Source organism: Pseudomonas sp. SDO5522_S412 (genome assembly GCF_054071215.1).
On sequence record NZ_JBSVWQ010000024.1, the window covers coordinates 1 to 17,671 of the forward strand.

Consider the following 17,671-nt stretch of genomic DNA (forward strand, 5'->3'; position numbering starts at 1 on the left):
GCGATGGCCCCATCGCCAGATGTCACGACTGACACACCGCCTTCGCGAGCAAGCCCGCTCCCACGTTCAGTTCGGCAGGGTGTCAGCGGTTGCCGTCTACTGGATCGATATCGGCCAACTCGGCCTCATCCAGGCCATTGCCGCCGCCGATCTCGTCTTCATCGACGATACTCAAATCGTAATCCGCCGGATGGTCTTCACCTGCTTCCTGCGCATCCCGCGCGCCATCCTCATGGATCAGCGTTTCCGGGCTCATGTCATCATCGGTTGAGTCATGATCGTCAGTGGAAGCACCGGTCATCCCGGCTTCGCGCACCCGTTCGTCGGGCATCAGGTGCTCACGCTCCCGAGGCGGAATTTCTTCGCCGATTTCCGCAGTCGGCTCCTCCTTGTCAAAATCCAGCTCGCGCATTTCGCCCATGCGATCTTCGTTGTCATCAATCGGTTCCGGCTGTGTAGCGCCGTAGGGACGTCGTGATTCAGTCATGGCGATTCCTCATACTGTGGGGCTTATAGTGTGTGGACAGGCATGGCTCCCCAAGATTCAAGAAATTGCCGCCGGCTATCTTTATTGTTGGCGTGACCCGGACGGGCGGTCGAGTGTCAAAACTGCGCATCATTCCTGAGGCTTTCCCTGATGAACGAACTACAAGACTTGCTTGATAACAACGAACGCTGGGCGGATGCGATCAAACAGGAAGATCCCGAATTCTTCGCCAAGCTCGCCCGCCAGCAAACCCCGGAATACCTGTGGATCGGCTGTTCCGACGCCCGCGTGCCGGCCAACGAGATCGTCGGCATGCTGCCTGGCGACCTGTTTGTGCACCGCAACGTGGCCAACGTGGTATTGCACACCGACCTCAATTGCCTGTCGGTGATCCAGTACGCAGTCGACGTGCTCAAGGTCAAACACATCCTGGTGACCGGCCACTATGGCTGCGGTGGCGTACGCGCCTCGATGCAGGACAACCAGTTGGGCCTGATCGACGGCTGGCTGCGCACCATCCGTGACCTGTACTACGAAAACCGCGACGTACTGGCCCAGTTGCCCACGGAAGAGGAACGCGTAGACCGCCTGTGCGAACTGAACGTGATCCAGCAGGTGGCCAACGTCGGCCACACCAGCATCGTGCAGAACGCTTGGCACCGCGGGCAGAGCCTGTCGGTTCATGGCTGCATTTACGGGATCAAGGACGGCCGCTGGAAAAGCCTGAACACCACCATCAGTGGCTTCGAGCAACTGCCGCCGCAATACCGCCTGCGCCCGCTGGGTGCGGTCTAAGGGCTTTTGCGTTCGCGCCACTGCTCCATGAATTGCTGACCCTCGGGATTCAACGGCTCCTTCATGCCGGTGATCCAGCCCCGACAGTTGAGCTCGCCGCACTGGCAGCGAAACTGTCGGAACAATACGTCCTCGGTGTGGGCGTAATCCATGGTCAGCAGGGCGCCAGCGGGAATGGGCTGAACGGACCACAGTTCCAGGTATGTCATGTCGAGAAACGCGTTCGGGTTGCATGAATGCGAAAGCAGGCCGCTGAACCAAGGGTCGTACAAGTGGATACGCGAGGACATCTGCACCGTATGCAGGCGCCGCTCATTCAATGCGTAGCCGGACACCCTGGCGATACACAGGCGGCGGTCAAAGGCGACGCGGGTCTTGATCCCGTCGCCTGAACCGTCTCGGGTACGCACCACTTCATAGTCGCGAGCGCGGGGGTAGCCGTGTTCGGCGAGGGCGGTCGCGAACGGGTAAAGACACTTGCTCACAGCGGTTTTAGCCTTGTCCATGGCTTGAGTTTTCATGACTCTCCAGGAGGGGCTGCATCGACCTGCCGGTGGTGTCTTGACTGCCAGTCTTGCAGCGGATGGGCGCGGCTCAAGACTCGCTTAAGTGGGAACCAATTTCTACTGTCAAATCTGACAGTAGAAATTGGCTATCTTTTATGTAGGAAAATGCCCTTCTTGCAGCCTGCTTCAGAGCGCCGGTGCTTCAATCGCCGGTTCTGGCACGGCGCTTTTCAATTGCCTCAGCTGGGTTTTGATCGCCGGCTGGGCACACTTGGCGTTCGCTTGATCGGGCGTCAGCTCGCGGATAGAGGTGTAGAACAGTTCGCAGGTCTGCTCCTTGCGCGTTACCTGCCAAGTGTTCATGCAGCCTTTGAGCTGTACATTCGGATCGCTGGCGGGCTTCTGGCCCATCGAGGCCTGCCAGCAGGCGGCGCTCAAGTCCTGGCCCATCACCTTCAAACCGGCCTCGTCGGCCTTTTGCTCGTCACCGTCATAGGTGTCGGGGTTGGCGGCATACCAGATGTAGCTCGGGTGATTGGCGCCCAGTACGGCGACCTGGCTCCCGACGGCCGGGCTGATTTGCGCCAGGCCCAGTACGGCAACGGTTTGCCCGTATTGCTGCTTGATCCAGCTGCGCACCGGCGCGCCGAAGGCCACCATCGGCAACGCGCCGCCCGCGTGCTGGCTCAGCTCCTTGACCATCCGGGTCTGGTAGTCGGTGAAGTAACCGTACACACCTTCCAGGTCCTTGCCCGCCGTGGCAGGGGCGGCGATCGGGGCGATGTCGATGATGGTCTGGTATTCCGGCGTCTGGGTCGCCGGGATGCCATTGGCCGTGAGCAAGGTCGCCCAGCGGTCGGTGGTGGCCGACTCCAGGTAGTCCTGGAAGTGGGTCAGGGAATAATCCGGCGGGAAGTGCAGCAGCTCGATGCTCTTGCGGTTTTCCAGGGCCATGCCCAGCGGCAGGAACAGGTACCAGTTGAACTGCCACTTGCCATCGCCATTGAGTTTGCTGGCGCCCTGGTAAGCCAGGTCGGCGGTATCGAGCAAGGTGGTCAACGGCTGGCCATAACCGTCTGGCACACCGCTGAACGTGGCCAGCACCTGGTCATGCTCGGTTTTGACGCTGACTTTGCCCCGGCTGTAACCGTCGCGTTGCAGGCTCTGGTTCAGGTAGTGCTCGACGGTCTGTTCCAGCGTCCAGGGACGAAAACAGATGACGCTGCAATTGTTCGGGTACGCGAACAACTGGGTGACCCGTTGCGGGGTACCCAGCGGTACGGTGATATCAGCCTGTACGACCGCACTCAAGGTCAGTGCGGCCAGGGTGAAGGACAACCTGGTGAGTTTGAACATGGATGGTTCCCTGTCAGCGAAAGCCCGTCTGCGCGGGGTGAATGCCCACCCTCACACAGTAGCGGTTGACCGGGAAAAGCGCGTAGAAAAACTGCGCGCTTGTCGCTTTTGAGCAAGTGCGTCTACACCTTGAAGTGCAGGGCGTTGGTCAGGTCACCCATGGGTTTCTGGCCGCGCGCGGTCATGGCATCGTCACGCTGCTTGAGCCCGTCGAGGGTTTCCAGCTGGAACACCCGGGTGATCAGACGCAGGATCGACGCGGTGTCGTAGACGGTATGGTCCACCGTGCCCTTGCGCGCGAACGGCGAGACCACCAGTGCCGGAATCCGCGTGCCCGGGCCCCAACGATCGCCTTTTGGCGGTGCAACGTGGTCCCACCAGCCGCCGTTTTCATCGACGGTGACGATCACCACCATGTTCTTCCACTGCGGGCTTTCCTGCAGCACCTTCAAGGCGCGGGTGATATGCCGGTCGCCCGAAGCGACGTCGGCGTAACCGGCGTGCATATTCAGGTTGCCCTGGGGTTTGTAGAAGGTCACCGCAGGCAGCTTGCCGGCCTGGGCATCGGCGAAGAACTTGTTGGTGCTGGCGTCATCCCCCAGGCCGCCATCGCGCAGGCGTTTATTGCGCTCAGCCGGGTTTTCCGGGCCTTGCTGCTTGAAGTAGTTGAAGGGCTGGTGGTGGTACTGGAAGTTCGGAATCTTCGGAATGCCGCCCGAGTCCTTGAACTGATCCAGCGTTGCTTGCCACGCACCGGCGTACCAGGCCCAGTCGACGTTCTTTTTCGACAGTTTGTCGCCGATGTGCTCGTGGGTTTGTGGCACCAGCACGTTAGGCAAGTCGGGCTTGGAGTAATCCGGGCGCTCGGGGTCGCGAATCCAGGTAGGCCAGTAAGGCGGGGCCAGGGTGTTCACGCCGAAACCGTCCGGGGTCAGTGCGCTGGGGCCGAATTGCGGCGGGCCGGTCATGGCGCTGGCCGGGGACTTGTCCAGAGGCTTGAGGCGCGGGTCGGTCGGGTCGTCGCTTTGCAGCGTGGCGATCTGTGCCTTGGCCACCGATTGCGCAGCGTTTGGGTACACCGGGGGGGTGGCGCTGATCAGGTATTGGTGGTTGAGGAACGAGCCGCCAAACGCGCCCTGGAAGAAGTTATCGCAGAGCACAAACTCCTTCGCCACGTCCCACAAGCGCAGGGCGTAACGGCTCTGGGCGTAATGGCCCATCAGCAGGCCGCCGGAGTCGCCCCAGGCGACGAACGCATCGTTTTTACCGCCATTGATCTGCATCTGGTTCTGATAGAACACGTGCCACAAATCCCGGGTGACCAGGCTCAGGGGCTGGTCTTCGCCGTTCGGGCCCTTCAAGGCGTAGGGGGCGTTAGGCAGGTTTTCCTGGTATTGCACTTCGCTGGGGTAGGTCACGCCATCGACGGTCTGCGGGCCGATTTGCAACACGCCGCCCCAGGTCGGGGGCAGGGTGCTCAGCAGGCTGCCGTCGCGGTCGCGCTGCTGATAGTCCGCAGGGGCGAGGGCCGACAATGGTTTCTCGACCCCGGGGAAATCCGCAAACAGGTTGTTGAAGCTGCGGTTTTCGGCGTAGATCACCACCACGGTTTTAACCTGTTCGTGCAAGGCCTTGTCCAGCTCTTGCGGCGTCAGCGGGCGATCCACCGGCTTGCCGGGTGCCTCGCTGGTATTGCCGCAGGCACTCAGGGTCGCACCCACGCCCAGCACGGCCGCGCCTCCCAGGAAGCGCCGCCGGCTGGTGTCGACTGGCGGTTTGGCTTCAATGTCTTGGGAAGGGCGGTCTTTGTGCTCGTCGCTCATTGCGGGGAGTCCATGCAGGTTAGTTGTTGCAATATGTTTCGCCGGAACGGTAGCAATGGAATGTGACGGAAAGAAGACAGCGGTGTGATCATGTGGGCATGCTTCCTGATCCCAAGCACTGCTAGACTGGCCCGATATTGCATACCGCAGAGGTGCCCCATGAAACCTTCAACTGCCCTGGATCTCAAGAGGGCTGCCGTGCGTGAAGTAGTAGGACGTTTCCATACCTCCAACCCAGGGGTGTTTGGGTCCGTTTTGTTGGGGACTGATAAAGACGGCAGTGATCTCGATTTACTGGTTGATGCGCTACCGGGAGCGACCCTTTTTGACCTTGGTGGGCTGCAGGTGGAGTTGGAAGACTTGCTCGGGGTAAACGTCGATTTGCTGACGCCTGGCGATCTGCCTCTGAAGTTTCGTGCTCAAGTCTTGGCTGAGGCCCGGCCCGTATGATCTCAAATCGGATTGGCGACTACCTGGAGCACATGCGCCAGGCATCGTCCGACGCGATCACCTTTGTCGAAGGGGTGAGCAACCTGAGTTTTTTGAAGACAAGCGTACCCAACAAGCCGTGATCATGAGTTTGATCATCATCGGCGAAGCGTCGACCAAAATAATGGATCAACATCCAGAGTTTGCAGCCGCCCAACCGCAGGTGCCTTTGCGCAGTATGCGCGGGATGCGCAACCGGATTGCCCATGGTTACTTCGACATAAATCTTGAAGTGGTATGGGACACGGTTCAGCACGCGCTACCTGAGCTGCTGAACAACCTGCCAGCCGCACCCGCCTGAAGAGCGGGTGCAGCTTCAGATAATTAAGGCATCACCGGCGGCAAATATTTAAGCGTCGTGCCCAACGCCCACAGCAGGAACAACACCAGCGGCGTATGCACCAGCAGCTGCACAAACGAAAAACCGATCAAGTCCCGCGCCTTCAACCCCAGCACGCCCAGCAGCGGCAGCATATAGAACGGGTTGATCAGGTTAGGCAGCGCTTCGGCGGCGTTGTAGATCTGCACCGCCCAGCCCAGGTGATATTCCAGGTCGTTGGCGACCTGCATCACGTACGGCGCCTCGATGATCCACTTGCCGCCGCCCGACGGGATAAAGAAGCCCAGCACCGCCGAGTACACGCCCATCAACAGCGCGTAGGTGTCGTGGGACGCAATCGAGGTGAAGAAGGTCGAGATATGGTGCGCCAGGGTCGCGCCGTCACTGCCTTTCACCACGGTCATCAGCGCGGCAATCGAGCCATACAGCGGGAACTGGATCAGCACCCCGGTGGTGGTGGGTACCGCACGGGCCACCGCATCGAGAAAACTGCGCGGACGCCAGTGCAGTAGGGCACCGACCATCAGGAACAGGAAGTTATAGGTGTTCAGCCCTGAGATCGCGCTGATCGCCGGCTTGGTCGAGAATTCATGGAACAACCAACCGGCGGCCAGCAACGCCAGCAGGATGGTCAGCAACGGGCTGTGCTCCAGCCACTCGCCCGGACGGGTCGGCGGTTGCGGCTTGGGCATGTTGAAGGCCGGGTCGATACCGCAAGCCTTGGCGTCACGGGCGGAGTTCGGCCCGGGCGCGGTGGCGTAGGCGATGATCAGCGACACCACGATCAGCGCCAGCAACAGCACGCCGGACTGCCACAGAAAGATGGTGTCGGTGAACGGGATCATCCCGGTGATCGACAGGATCGACGGCGGCAAACTGGCCGGGTTGGCCTGCAACTGCGCCGCCGACGACGACAGCCCCAGCGCCCAAACGGCACCCAGGCCGAGGTAGGCCGCAGCACCGGCCGCGCGGTAATCCATGCGCAAATCCGTACGCCGGGCCAGCGCACGCACCAGCAAACCACCGAACACCAGGGACAGGCCCCAGTTGAGCAACGAGGCGACCATCGAAATCAGCGCCACCCAGGCCACGGCAGAACGGCCGTTCTTCGGGATGCGCGCCAGGCGGTCGATCAACTTTACGGCGGGCGGGGAGCTGGCGACCACGTAACCGCCAATCACCACAAAGGCCATTTGCATGGTGAACGGGATCAAACTCCAGAAACCGTCACCAAACGCCTTGGCGGCCTCGGTCGGCGCGGCGCCCATGCCCAGGGTCGCCACGGCGACAATGATCACGGCGAGGGCGGCAAACACCCAGGAGTCAGGGAACCAGCGCTCGGCGAAGTTTGAACAACGCAGGGCGAATCGGGCGTAGCGGCTGTCTTCGATAGCATCGGCCACGTTCAGTACCTCTATTTGTATTTATTATGGGGGGCGGCAGTTTTGCTGCATGTTCCTCTACGGCTATTCATTTGGGAATGTAGTTATCTTCATTGATCAATGAGTAAAGCAAATATATCCAGCGTGATTGCCATCACTCGGCCCAGCTCATAACCTGCAGTCCATTTCGTTTGCCTGCCGAGCTTTTCCATGACTGCCACCTCTTATCCACAGGCGCAGCGTTTCTCCCGCTCCGACTACAAAACCCTGGGCCTGGCCGCCCTGGGCGGGGCCCTGGAAATCTACGACTTCATCATCTTCGTATTTTTCGCGCTCACCCTCAGCCAGCTGTTTTTCCCGCCGGAAATGCCCGAGTGGCTGCGCCTGCTGCAAAGCTTCGGCATCTTCGTCACGGGCTACCTGGCACGCCCGCTGGGCGGAATCCTGATGGCGCACTTCGCCGATCACCTGGGGCGCAAACGGGTGTTCAGCCTGAGCATCCTGATGATGGCGCTGCCGTGCCTGCTGATCGGCATCATGCCCACCTACGCACACATCGGTTATTTCGCACCGTTGATCCTGCTGGCGCTGCGCATCCTCCAGGGTGCGGCAGTGGGCGGGGAAGTGCCCAGCGCCTGGGTGTTTGTCGCCGAACACGCTCCGGACAACCATCGTGGTTATGCTCTGGGCTTCCTCCAGGCCGGGCTGACCTTCGGCTACCTGCTCGGCGCGCTGACGGCGACGCTGCTGGCGCAAGTCTTCACCCCGGCCGAAATCCTCGACTACGCCTGGCGCTTCCCGTTCCTGCTCGGCGGCGTGTTCGGCGTGATCGGTGTCTGGCTGCGGCGCTGGCTCAGCGAAACCCCGGTGTTCCTGCAAATGCAGGCCCGTCGCCAGGCCGGCGCCGAACTGCCGCTGCGTACCGTCCTGCGGGAACATCGCAGCGCGCTGCTGCCGGCGATGATCCTCACCTGCGTGCTCACCTCGGCCGTCGTCGTACTGGTGGTGATCACCCCGACCATGATGCAGAAAACCTTCGGCATGAGCCCCAGCCACACCTTCGCCCTGAGCGCGTTGGGCATCGTGTTCCTGAATATCGGTTGCGTGTTGGCCGGGCTGCTGGTGGACCGCATCGGCGCCTGGCGTGCGGTGTTGGTCTATAGCCTGCTGCTGCCGGTGGGGATTGCCGTGCTCTATGCGAGCCTGATTGCCGGTGGCGTGTGGCTGGGCGCAGCGTATGCAATTGCCGGCTTGAGTTGCGGGGTGGTGGGCGCGGTGCCGTCGGTGATGGTCAACCTGTTCCCGGCGCAGGTGCGCGTCTCGGGGATTTCCTTCACCTACAACATTGCCTATGCGCTGTGGGCGAGTACCACGCCGCTGATGTTGATCGCGTTGATGCCGACCAGCCCGTGGATCTGCGTGGGGTATTGCGTGGTAATGGGCGCGGTGGGCGCAGTGAGTGCGGCGCATTTTGGCACGCGCCTACCCACCTGATCGTTCCCACGCTCTGCGTGGGAATGCCTCCCTGGACGCTCCGCGTCCGCTCGTGTAACGCGGAGCGTCACGGATGCATTCCCACGCGGAGCGTGGGAACGATCATTACGTCAGGAAGTGCCACATCAGCAGCGTGCCCACCAGGCCCACCACCGACACAATGGTCTGCAACACCGACCACACCCAGATCGTCTGCTTCAGCTGCAAGCCGAAGTATTCGCGCACCATCCAGAAGCCGGCATCGTTGACGTGGCAGAAGAACACCGAGCCGGCACCAATCGCCAGGGCGACCAGTGAGCTTTGCGTCGCCGCCAATCCCGCCATCATCGGCGCGAGGATGCCCGCCGTTGTCGTGGTGGCGACGGTCGCCGACCCCGTGGCCTGACGCAGCGCCACCGCAATCAACCAGGCCAGCAACAGGTACGGCATGTGCGCGCCTTCGGCCACCTTGCTGATGGTCTGGCTCACGCCGGCATCCAGCAGGGTTTGCTTCAACCCGCCACCGGCGCCGATGGTCAGCAGCAGCACCGCGATCGGCGCCAGCGCCTTGCGCAGGGTGTTGCCGACATCGGCCCGCGGCATGCCGCTGGCCCAGCCCAGGCAAATCACCGCGGCAATCACCGCCAGGCCCAGCGCGATCAACGGCTCACCGAGGAACTTCAAGGTCAGTGCCACCGGGCTTTCCGGCGACATGGCAACCTTGGCCAGGGTGCTGCCGAGCATCAGGATCACCGGCAACAGGATGATCAGCAGCGACACACCAAAACTCGGCTGGCGCGGCGCCTTGGGCGGAGCACTGAACAGCGCGCCAATGTCGGCCGGCTCATCCACGTGCATGCGCTTGGACAGCCAGTTGCCGTACAACGGGCCGGCCAGAATCACGGCCGGTACCGCCAGGCAGAAGCCCAGCAACATGGTCAGGCCCAGGTCGGCGTGCAACGCGCTGACCGCAATCAGCGGCCCCGGATGCGGTGGCATCAAGGCGTGCAGGGTGGTCATCCCCGCCAGCGCCGGAATTGCGATTTTCAGCAGCGGCTGGTTCGAACGCTTGGCCATCACGAAGATGATCGGCACCATCATCACCAGGCCCACTTCGAAGAACAGCGGCAGGCCAATCACCATCGCCACCAGCGCCATCACCCACGGCAATGACTTGCCTTTACCCAACCCCAGCAGGGTGGTGGCGATACGATCGGCAGCGCCGGATTCGGCCATCAACGCGCCGAGCATCGAGCCCAGGGCAATGATGATCCCGGCTTCACCGAGAATCGCCCCGGCGCCTTTGCTGAAGGCCTTGGCCACTTCTTCCGGCGGCAAGCCCGCGCCGACACCGGCGATAAACGTACCGATCAGGATCGACAGGAAGGGCGGCAGCTTGGTCGCGCTGATCAACACAATGATGCTGGCGATGGCCAGTAATACGCAGAACATGAGGCGGGTGTCGTGAACCATCCACGCGGCAGTCGATAACTCCAAAACGGGACTCCTTATCGAACAGGTTGGCTAATATGTTTCTTTTTGTTTCCTGCTCGAAAAGCATACCTGATACAACGGTTCCAGAGCGTTCATGTTCAATTTTGGTGCGTATGGCTTAACGCTCAGCTGACGGCGAGATGACAATTTTGCAACTCGTGCCGGTGGTTTTGGCCTATAGCTCTATGATCAACCGGACGACCACCCACGAGGATATTTCATGAGCGCAGGACACAGCCACGCCCAGGTACGCGCCGGCCACGAACGGCTGTTATGGATCGCATTGGCACTGACCGGCAGCTTTATGATCGCCGAGGTGATCGGCGCCTTTATCACCGGCAGCCTGGCGCTGTTGTCCGATGCCGCGCACATGATGACCGACGCCCTGGCGCTAGGGATTTCCCTGGTGGCGATCCAGGTCGCCAAGCGCGCCGCCGACCGCAAGCGCACCTTCGGCTATGCGCGTTTCGAGATCCTGGCGGCAGCGTTTAATGCGCTGCTGCTGTTCGGCGTGGCGTTCTACATCCTGTATGAGGCGTATCAACGCTTGCAGGCGCCCGCTGAGATCCAGTCCACTGGCATGCTGGTGATCGCGGTGCTGGGGCTGGTGGTCAACCTGATTTCCATGCGATTGCTGAGTGCGGCCAGCGGCGAAAGCCTGAATGTGAAGGGCGCTTACCTGGAGGTCTGGAGCGACATGCTCGGCTCCATCGGCGTGATCATCGCGGCGTTGGTGATCATGTACACCGGCTGGGGCTGGGTGGATTCGGTGGTGGCGGCGGCGATTGGCTTCTGGGTGTTGCCCCGCACCTGGACGCTGCTCAAGGAAAGCATGAACGTGCTGCTGCAAGGCGTGCCGGATGGCATTGATATCGACAAGGTGGAGCAGGCGATTCGCGGCGTTCCCGGGGTCAAGGACGTGCATGATCTGCATATCTGGGCCCTCACCAGCGGCAAAAATGTGCTGAGTACTCATCTGGTGGCGGATTCGGCGCAAGGCACCGAGCAACAGATCCTCAGCCAGGTGACGGAGTTACTGCATGAGCAATTCGATATTTCCCACGCCACGATCCAGATCGAGGGCGAAGGTTTTCAGCATGACGAGCATGACGAGGTGCATGCCTGACCGTCACTCACGGTCTTCCAGCACATAACCCACGCCGCGCAGGGTATGGATCAACTTGCGCTCGAACGGGTCATCAATCTTTGCCCGCAGGCGGCGGATCGACACTTCCACCACATTGGTGTCGCAATCAAAGTTCATGTCCCACACGAACGAGATAATTTGCGTGCGCGACAGCACCACGCCGCTCTGGCGCATCAGCAGGTGCAGCAGGGCGAACTCCTTGGTGGTCAGGTCGATGCGCTGCAAACCGCGAAACGCCCGGTGGCGGCCCTGATCCAATTCCAGGTCGGCCACCCGCAACACATCCGGCACCGGCGAATGCACGCTGCGGCGCATCAAGGTGCGCACCCGCGCGAGTAATTCGGGGAACTCAAACGGCTTGACCAGGTAATCATCGGCGCCCAGGTCCAGGCCCTTGATCCGGTCGGCGAGGCGGCCCTGGGCGGTCAGCATCATGATGCGGGTGCTGCTGTTCTGGCGGATGCGTTGCAGCACGCCCCAGCCATCCATCAACGGCAAATTCACGTCGAGCATCACCAGGTCGTAGGCGTGCTGGCGAGACAAATGCAGGCCGTCGGCGCCGGTGGCGGCACAGTCGACGATATAGCCACTTTCGCTCAATCCCTGGTGTAGATAATCGGCGGTTTTAGGTTCGTCTTCGATAACCAGAATACGCATGTCGAGGATCCCGCTGGGCAGTGGAAAAGTTGCCCGGAGCTTAAAGCAAAAGCCCGCGCCAGAGCCGTTGCTAACGGATTTGTAATGTTCTGGCCACTCCTCTGATAAGTACCGAAAGTTACATTGCCCACCTGTTAATTCATGGGCATGGAACTCTTGTTATGCCAACTTTTGTCCGCACGTTTATCGGCGCTTCGGTGCTGTTGCTGATGACGGTCCAGGGCGCAAACGCGCAAACCCTGACCCTCGAATCGGCCCTGCAAACCGCCTTCGCCAACAACCCCGACATGGCCGCTGCGCAGTGGGAAATCGACATCGCCCAAGGCGGTCGCCAGCAGGCCGGTTTGATCCCGAATCCGGTGGCCTCCTGGGATGCCGAAGACACCCGCCGCAACTCGCGCACCACCACCGTAAAACTGAGCCAAACCCTGGAACTGGGTGGCAAGCGCGGCGCCCGGATTGACGTCGCCACCCGTGCCCAGGAGGCGGCCGCACTCACCCTGGAACAGCGCCGCAACGATCTGCGAGCGGAGGTCATCGACGGTTACTACGGTGCACTTCGCGCCCAGGAACGCCTCGACCTGGCCCAGCGCTCATTGGCATTGGCCGAGCGCGGCCTGGTGGTGGCCAATGGTCGCGTCACCGCCGGCAAAACGTCCCCGGTGGAAGCCACCCGCGCCCAGGTGCAACTCTCGGAAATCCGCCTGGAATTCAACCGCGCGCAGATGGGCCTGAGCGATGCCTACCGGCGCCTCGCGGCCAGTACTGGCGCGGCCAGCACCGATTTCCAGGCCGTCGCCACCCAAGCCCAGGCCGCCCCGGCATTACCGTCGCCCGCGCAGCTGCTGGCGCGCCTGGAACAGACCGCCGAACTGCGCCTGGCCGAGCTGCAAATCGTCCAGGGCGAAGCGGCCCTGGGCCTGGAAAAAGCCCAGCGCATTCCCGACCTCGACGTGTCCATCGGCAGCCAATACGACGCCAGCGTGCGCGAGCGGGTCAACGTGGTGGGCGTGTCGATGCCGATCCCGCTGTTCAACCGCAACCAGGGCAACGTGCTGGCCGCGAGTCGCCGCGCCGACCAGGCCCGCGACCTGCGCAACGCTGCCGAACTGCGCCTGCGCACCGAAACCCGCCAGGCCCTGGACCTTTGGCAAACCGCGAATACCGAAGTGCGCTCGTTCAACCAACAGATCCTGCCCGCCGCCCAAAGCGCGGTGGACAGCGCCACCCGCGGTTTCGAGATGGGCAAGTTCAACTTCCTCGACGTACTCGACGCCCAGCGCACCTTGATTGCGGCCCGCACCCAATACCTCGCGGCGACCGCCCAGGCCACCGAAGCCTGGGTGCGCATCGAACGAATTTACGGCGACCTCGCCCGGTTTTGATTTTTTCAGGAGCGTTCCATGAACAACAAACACAGGATGGCGCTGGCCGTTGCACTGATGCTGGCGTGGCCGGCCATCAGCGGTGCGGCAGAGGCGGAAGAGGAAGGCAAGATCGAGCTGACCGAACAGCAGGTCCAGGCCGCCGGTATTCAACTGGCCCCGGCGCAATCCCGGCAGATCAGCACTGTGCTTTCGCTGCCGGGCGAGGTGCGTTTCGACGAAGACCGCACCTCCCACATCGTGCCGCGTGCTGCCGGCGTGGTGGAGTCGGTGCAGGTCAACCTCGGCCAATCGGTGAAGAAGGGCGAGCTGCTGGCAGTGATCGCCAGCCAGCAGATTTCCGATCAGCGCAGTGAACTGGCGGCCAGTGAGCGCCGGGTGGTACTGGCCCGCACCACCTTCCAGCGCGAGCGCCAGTTGTGGCAGGACAGGATCTCCGCCGAACAGGATTACCTGCTGGCGCGCCAGGCGCTGCAAGAGGCCGAAATCGCCCTGAACAATGCCCGGCAAAAGATGAACGCCCTGAGCGGCAGCGCTGTATTGGTCGGCGGCAATCGCTACGAACTGCGGGCGCCGTTCGACGGCGTAGTAGTGGAAAAACACCTGGGTGTCGGCGAAGTGGTGAGCGAGACCAGCAACGCCTTCACCCTGTCGGACCTGTCCCAGGTGTGGGTGACCTTCGGCGTGTTCCCCAAGGATTTGAACAAGGTCCGGGTCGGCAAACCGGTGAAGGTCACGTCCTCGGAAATGGGCACCGAAGTGCTCGGTACCGTGGCCTATGTCGGCAACTTGCTGGGGGAGCAGACGCGCACGGCCACCGTGCGCGTCACGGTGCCGAACCCCGACGCTTCGTGGCGTCCAGGGCTGTTCGTTTCCGTGCAGGTCGCCACCGACACCTACCCGGCCAAGGTCACCGTCCCCCAGGAAGCGATCCAGACCGTCGAGGACAAACCCTCGGTGTTCGTGCGCACCAGCGACGGCTTCATGACCCGGCATATCGAACTGGGCGTCAGCGAAAACGGTTTCGTCGAAGTGCGCCAGGGCCTCGACGCCGGCGCGCAGGTGGCCACCGTCGGCAGCTTCATCCTCAAGTCCGAGTTGGGCAAGGCCTCGGCCGAGCACGCCCATTGACCCTGCGAGTGATTTCCCATGTTTGAGCGCCTTATCCAATTCGCCATCGAGCAGCGCATCATCGTGCTGTTGGCGGTGCTGTTGATGGCCGGTGTCGGTATCGCCAGCTATCAGAAATTGCCCATCGACGCCGTGCCGGATATCACCAACGTCCAGGTGCAGATCAACTCGGCGGCGGCGGGTTTTTCGCCGCTGGAAACCGAGCAGCGCATCACCTTTCCCATCGAGACCGCCATGGCCGGGCTGCCGGGCTTGCAGCAGACCCGCTCGCTGTCGCGCTCGGGCTTGTCTCAGGTCACGGTGATTTTCAAGGACGGCACCGACCTGTTCTTCGCCCGCCAGTTGGTCAACGAACGCTTGCAGGTGGCTCGCGAGCAACTCCCCGATGGTATCGAAAGCATGATGGGGCCGATCTCCACCGGGCTCGGGGAAATCTTCCTGTGGACCGTGGAGGCGAAAGACGGCGCGCGCAAGGAGGACGGCTCAGCCTATACGCCGACCGACCTGCGGATGATCCAGGACTGGATCATCAAGCCGCAACTGCGCAACGTGCCGGGGGTGGCCGAGATCAACACCATCGGCGGGTTTGCCAAGGAATACCAGATCGCCCCGGACCCCAAGCGCCTGGCGGCCTACAACCTGACCTTGGGCGACCTGGTCACGGCGCTGGAGCGCAACAACGCCAACGTCGGCGCCGGCTACATCGAGCGCAGCGGCGAGCAATTGCTGATCCGTGCGCCGGGGCAAGTCGCGTCCATCGACGACATTGCCAACATCGTCATCACCACTTCCGACGGTACGCCGATTCGGGTGCGCAACGTCGCTCAGGTCGACATTGGCCGCGAGCTGCGTACCGGTGCCGCCACGGAGAATGGCCGCGAAGTGGTGCTGGGCACGGTGTTCATGTTGATCGGCGAAAACAGCCGCACGGTGTCCCTGGCGGTCGCGAAAAAACTCGAAGAGATCAACCGTTCGCTGCCTGAAGGTGTGGTGGCCGTCACCGTCTACGACCGCACCAACCTGGTGGAAAAAGCCATCAGCACCGTGAAGAAAAACCTCTTCGAAGGGGCGCTGCTGGTGGTGGCGGTGCTGTTCCTGTTCCTCGGCAATATCCGCGCTGCGCTGATCACCGCGATGGTGATTCCCCTGGCCATGTTGTTCACCTTTACCGGGATGTTTACCAACAAGGTCAGCGCCAACCTGATGAGCCTCGGCGCGCTGGATTTCGGGATTATCGTGGATGGCGCGGTGGTGATCGTCGAAAACGCCATCCGCCGCCTGGCCCACGCCCAGCAGCGCCACGGGCGATTGCTGACCCGCAGCGAGCGCCTGCATGAAGTGTTTGCGGCGGCCAAGGAAGCGCGGCGCGCGCTGATCTTCGGGCAACTGATCATCATGGTGGTGTACCTGCCGATCTTCGCCCTCACCGGGGTGGCCGGGAAGATGTTCCACCCGATGGCGTTCACCGTGGTGATCGCGCTGCTGGGGGCAATGATTCTGTCCGTGACCTTCGTGCCGGCGGCCATTGCGCTGTTCGTCACCGGCAAGGTCAAGGAAGAGGAAAACCTGGTGATGCGCAGCGCACGCCGTGTCTACGCGCCGGTGCTGGATTGGGTGATGGCGCGCCGGCCGCTGGTGTTCGGCCTGGCGGTGCTGGCCATCGTTGCGTCGGGCCTGGTGGCCAGTCGCATGGGCAGCGAATTTATCCCCAGCCTCAGCGAGGGTGATTTCGCCCAACAAGCGTTGCGGGTGCCGGGCACCAGCCTGACGCAGTCGGTACAGATGCAGCAGCAACTGGAAAAGACCTTGATGGCCGAGGTGCCGGAAATCGAGCGGGTATTCGCCCGCACCGGCACCGCGGAAATCGCCTCCGACCCGATGCCGCCGAACATCTCCGACAGCTACGTGATGCTCAAGCCCAAGGACCAGTGGCCCGACCCGAAGAAGTCCCGTGAGGCAATCATTGCCGACATCCAGCGCGCCAGTGCGATTGTGCCGGGCAGCGTGTATGAACTGTCGCAACCGATCCAGCTGCGCTTCAACGAACTGATTTCCGGCGTGCGCAGTGACGTGGCGGTGAAGGTGTTTGGTGACGACATGGCGGTGCTCAACAAGACCGCCGGGGAAATCGCCGAGACCTTGCAAACCCTCAAGGGCGCCTCGGAAGTGAAGATGGAACAGACCTCCGGCCTGCCGGTGCTGACCATCAATATCGACCGCGACAAGGCCGCGCGTTTCGGCCTGAACGTGGGCGATGTGCAAGACACGATTGCCGTCGCCGTGGGTGGGCGCCAGGCCGGGACGATGTACGAAGGCGACCGGCGTTTTGACATGGTCGTGCGTTTGTCGGACGCGCTGCGCACCGATATCGAAGGCCTGTCGCGGCTGTTGATTCCGATCCCGGCGCTGGCGAATAACGCGGCGGGGCAGTTGGGTTTTATCGCGCTGTCGGAAGTCGCCAGCCTGGACCTGGTGCTCGGCCCCAACCAGATCAGCCGCGAAAACGGCAAGCGCCTGGTGATCGTCAGCGCCAACGTGCGTGGGCGCGATATCGGCTCGTTTGTCGAGGAAGCCGGGACGGCCATCGACACTCAGGTGAAAATCCCCGCGGGCTACTGGACCACCTGGGGCGGCCAGTTCGAGCAGTTGAAGGAAGCTTCCGAGCGCTTGCGCATCGTGGTGCCGGTGGCATTGCTGCTGGTGTTCGGCTTGCTGTTCATGATGTTCAACAACCTCAAGGACGGGCTGCTGGTGTTCACCGGGATTCCCTTCGCGTTGACCGGCGGGATCATGGCGCTGTGGCTGCGGGACATTCCGTTGTCGATCTCGGCGGGCGTGGGTTTTATCGCGCTGTCGGGGGTGGCGGTGCTGAACGGGTTGGTGATGATTGCGTTCATTCGCAACCTGCGGGAAGAGGGGCGCTCATTGTCGGTGGCCATCAACGAAGGCGCCCTGACGCGCTTGCGCCCGGTGTTGATGACGGCGTTGGTGGCGTCGCTGGGGTTTATCCCCATGGCCCTGGCCACCGGCACCGGCGCCGAAGTGCAGCGCCCGTTGGCGACGGTGGTGATTGGCGGGATTATCTCGTCGACGCTGCTGACCCTGCTGGTATTGCCGGCGCTGTATCACTGGGCGCATCGGCGTGAAGAACAGGAAGACCGCCCGATGCCTGGCCAATAACCTGTGGTGAGGGAGCAAGCTCCCTC

Annotated in this window: 16 protein-coding genes; 9 read left to right on the plus strand and 7 right to left on the minus strand. The window is 62.2% G+C overall.

Annotated elements, in window-relative coordinates; translation table 11 throughout:
• Positions 1-82: 82 nt before the first annotated feature.
• Positions 83-487, minus strand: a complete 405-nt coding sequence (locus ACW9I6_RS08130; protein WP_457339151.1) for a serine kinase/phosphatase — start codon at positions 485-487, stop codon at positions 83-85.
• Between the two features lie 150 nt (positions 488-637).
• Between ACW9I6_RS08130 and can the strand changes: the two genes are divergently transcribed.
• Positions 638-1,282 (plus strand): carbonate dehydratase, encoded by a 645-nt coding sequence (can, locus tag ACW9I6_RS08135; protein WP_003214385.1) that lies wholly within the window; start codon positions 638-640, stop codon positions 1,280-1,282.
• Here the strand turns inward: can and ACW9I6_RS08140 are convergent.
• The 3 genes from ACW9I6_RS08140 to acpA all read right to left on the minus strand — a co-directional run bounded on the left by ACW9I6_RS08140 (position 1,279) and on the right by acpA (position 4,967).
• Entirely contained in the window at positions 1,279-1,803 is a 525-nt protein-coding gene (locus ACW9I6_RS08140) for an SET domain-containing protein-lysine N-methyltransferase (RefSeq protein ID WP_457339152.1), read from the minus strand. The genes can and ACW9I6_RS08140 overlap by 4 nt on opposite strands.
• A gap of 171 nt (positions 1,804-1,974) precedes the next feature.
• Positions 1,975-3,144, minus strand: coding sequence for a hypothetical protein (locus ACW9I6_RS08145; RefSeq protein ID WP_177047080.1), 1,170 nt, complete (start codon positions 3,142-3,144; stop codon positions 1,975-1,977).
• A gap of 122 nt (positions 3,145-3,266) precedes the next feature.
• Positions 3,267-4,967: an acid phosphatase gene (gene acpA, locus ACW9I6_RS08150; protein ID WP_008437519.1), complete on the minus strand. Its 1,701-nt coding sequence runs from the start codon at positions 4,965-4,967 to the stop codon at positions 3,267-3,269.
• A gap of 159 nt (positions 4,968-5,126) precedes the next feature.
• Between acpA and ACW9I6_RS08155 the strand changes: the two genes are divergently transcribed.
• From ACW9I6_RS08155 to ACW9I6_RS08165, 3 genes are read left to right on the plus strand one after another with little or no spacing between them, the layout of a single operon-like run.
• Positions 5,127-5,417, plus strand: coding sequence for a nucleotidyltransferase family protein (locus ACW9I6_RS08155; protein ID WP_457339153.1), 291 nt, complete (start codon positions 5,127-5,129; stop codon positions 5,415-5,417).
• Complete coding sequence (locus ACW9I6_RS08160) at positions 5,414-5,539, plus strand: hypothetical protein (protein ID WP_445262613.1); 126 nt, start codon at positions 5,414-5,416, stop codon at positions 5,537-5,539. The genes ACW9I6_RS08155 and ACW9I6_RS08160 overlap by 4 nt, the downstream gene beginning before the upstream one ends.
• Before the next feature lie 2 nt (positions 5,540-5,541).
• Positions 5,542-5,757, plus strand: a complete 216-nt coding sequence (locus ACW9I6_RS08165) for a HepT-like ribonuclease domain-containing protein (RefSeq protein ID WP_457339154.1) — start codon at positions 5,542-5,544, stop codon at positions 5,755-5,757.
• A 23-nt stretch (positions 5,758-5,780) separates the two neighbouring features.
• Here ACW9I6_RS08165 and ACW9I6_RS08170 read toward each other — a convergent pair whose 3' ends face one another.
• Positions 5,781-7,199, minus strand: coding sequence for a short-chain fatty acid transporter (locus ACW9I6_RS08170; RefSeq protein ID WP_008437512.1), 1,419 nt, complete (start codon positions 7,197-7,199; stop codon positions 5,781-5,783).
• 189 nt (positions 7,200-7,388) lie between these two features.
• Here ACW9I6_RS08170 and ACW9I6_RS08175 point away from each other — a divergent pair, with 189 nt between their 5' ends.
• Complete coding sequence (locus tag ACW9I6_RS08175; RefSeq protein WP_307516465.1) at positions 7,389-8,672, plus strand: MFS transporter; 1,284 nt, start codon at positions 7,389-7,391, stop codon at positions 8,670-8,672.
• 105 nt (positions 8,673-8,777) lie between these two features.
• Here ACW9I6_RS08175 and ACW9I6_RS08180 read toward each other — a convergent pair whose 3' ends face one another.
• The gene (locus tag ACW9I6_RS08180) at positions 8,778-10,148 is read right to left on the minus strand and encodes a GntT/GntP/DsdX family permease (RefSeq protein WP_008437508.1); all 1,371 of its coding nucleotides are present in this window, start codon (positions 10,146-10,148) and stop codon (positions 8,778-8,780) included.
• A 217-nt stretch (positions 10,149-10,365) separates the two neighbouring features.
• Between ACW9I6_RS08180 and ACW9I6_RS08185 the strand changes: the two genes are divergently transcribed.
• Positions 10,366-11,271: a cation diffusion facilitator family transporter gene (locus tag ACW9I6_RS08185; RefSeq protein WP_457339155.1), complete on the plus strand. Its 906-nt coding sequence runs from the start codon at positions 10,366-10,368 to the stop codon at positions 11,269-11,271.
• Positions 11,272-11,274: 3 nt separating this feature from the next.
• Here the strand turns inward: ACW9I6_RS08185 and ACW9I6_RS08190 are convergent, their stop codons facing one another.
• Entirely contained in the window at positions 11,275-11,949 is a 675-nt protein-coding gene (locus ACW9I6_RS08190) for a heavy metal response regulator transcription factor (protein ID WP_457339156.1), read from the minus strand.
• A 161-nt stretch (positions 11,950-12,110) separates the two neighbouring features.
• On the opposite strand from ACW9I6_RS08190, the gene ACW9I6_RS08195 reads away from it, so the two are divergent.
• The 3 genes from ACW9I6_RS08195 to ACW9I6_RS08205 are packed head-to-tail and all read left to right on the plus strand — an operon-like array spanning position 12,111 to position 17,645.
• Positions 12,111-13,334, plus strand: a complete 1,224-nt coding sequence (locus ACW9I6_RS08195; RefSeq protein WP_457339157.1) for a TolC family protein — start codon at positions 12,111-12,113, stop codon at positions 13,332-13,334.
• An 18-nt stretch (positions 13,335-13,352) separates the two neighbouring features.
• Positions 13,353-14,465, plus strand: coding sequence for an efflux RND transporter periplasmic adaptor subunit (locus ACW9I6_RS08200; RefSeq protein ID WP_177123014.1), 1,113 nt, complete (start codon positions 13,353-13,355; stop codon positions 14,463-14,465).
• An 18-nt stretch (positions 14,466-14,483) separates the two neighbouring features.
• Entirely contained in the window at positions 14,484-17,645 is a 3,162-nt protein-coding gene (locus ACW9I6_RS08205; protein ID WP_457339158.1) for a CusA/CzcA family heavy metal efflux RND transporter, read from the plus strand.
• The last annotated feature ends 26 nt before the right edge of the window (positions 17,646-17,671 follow it).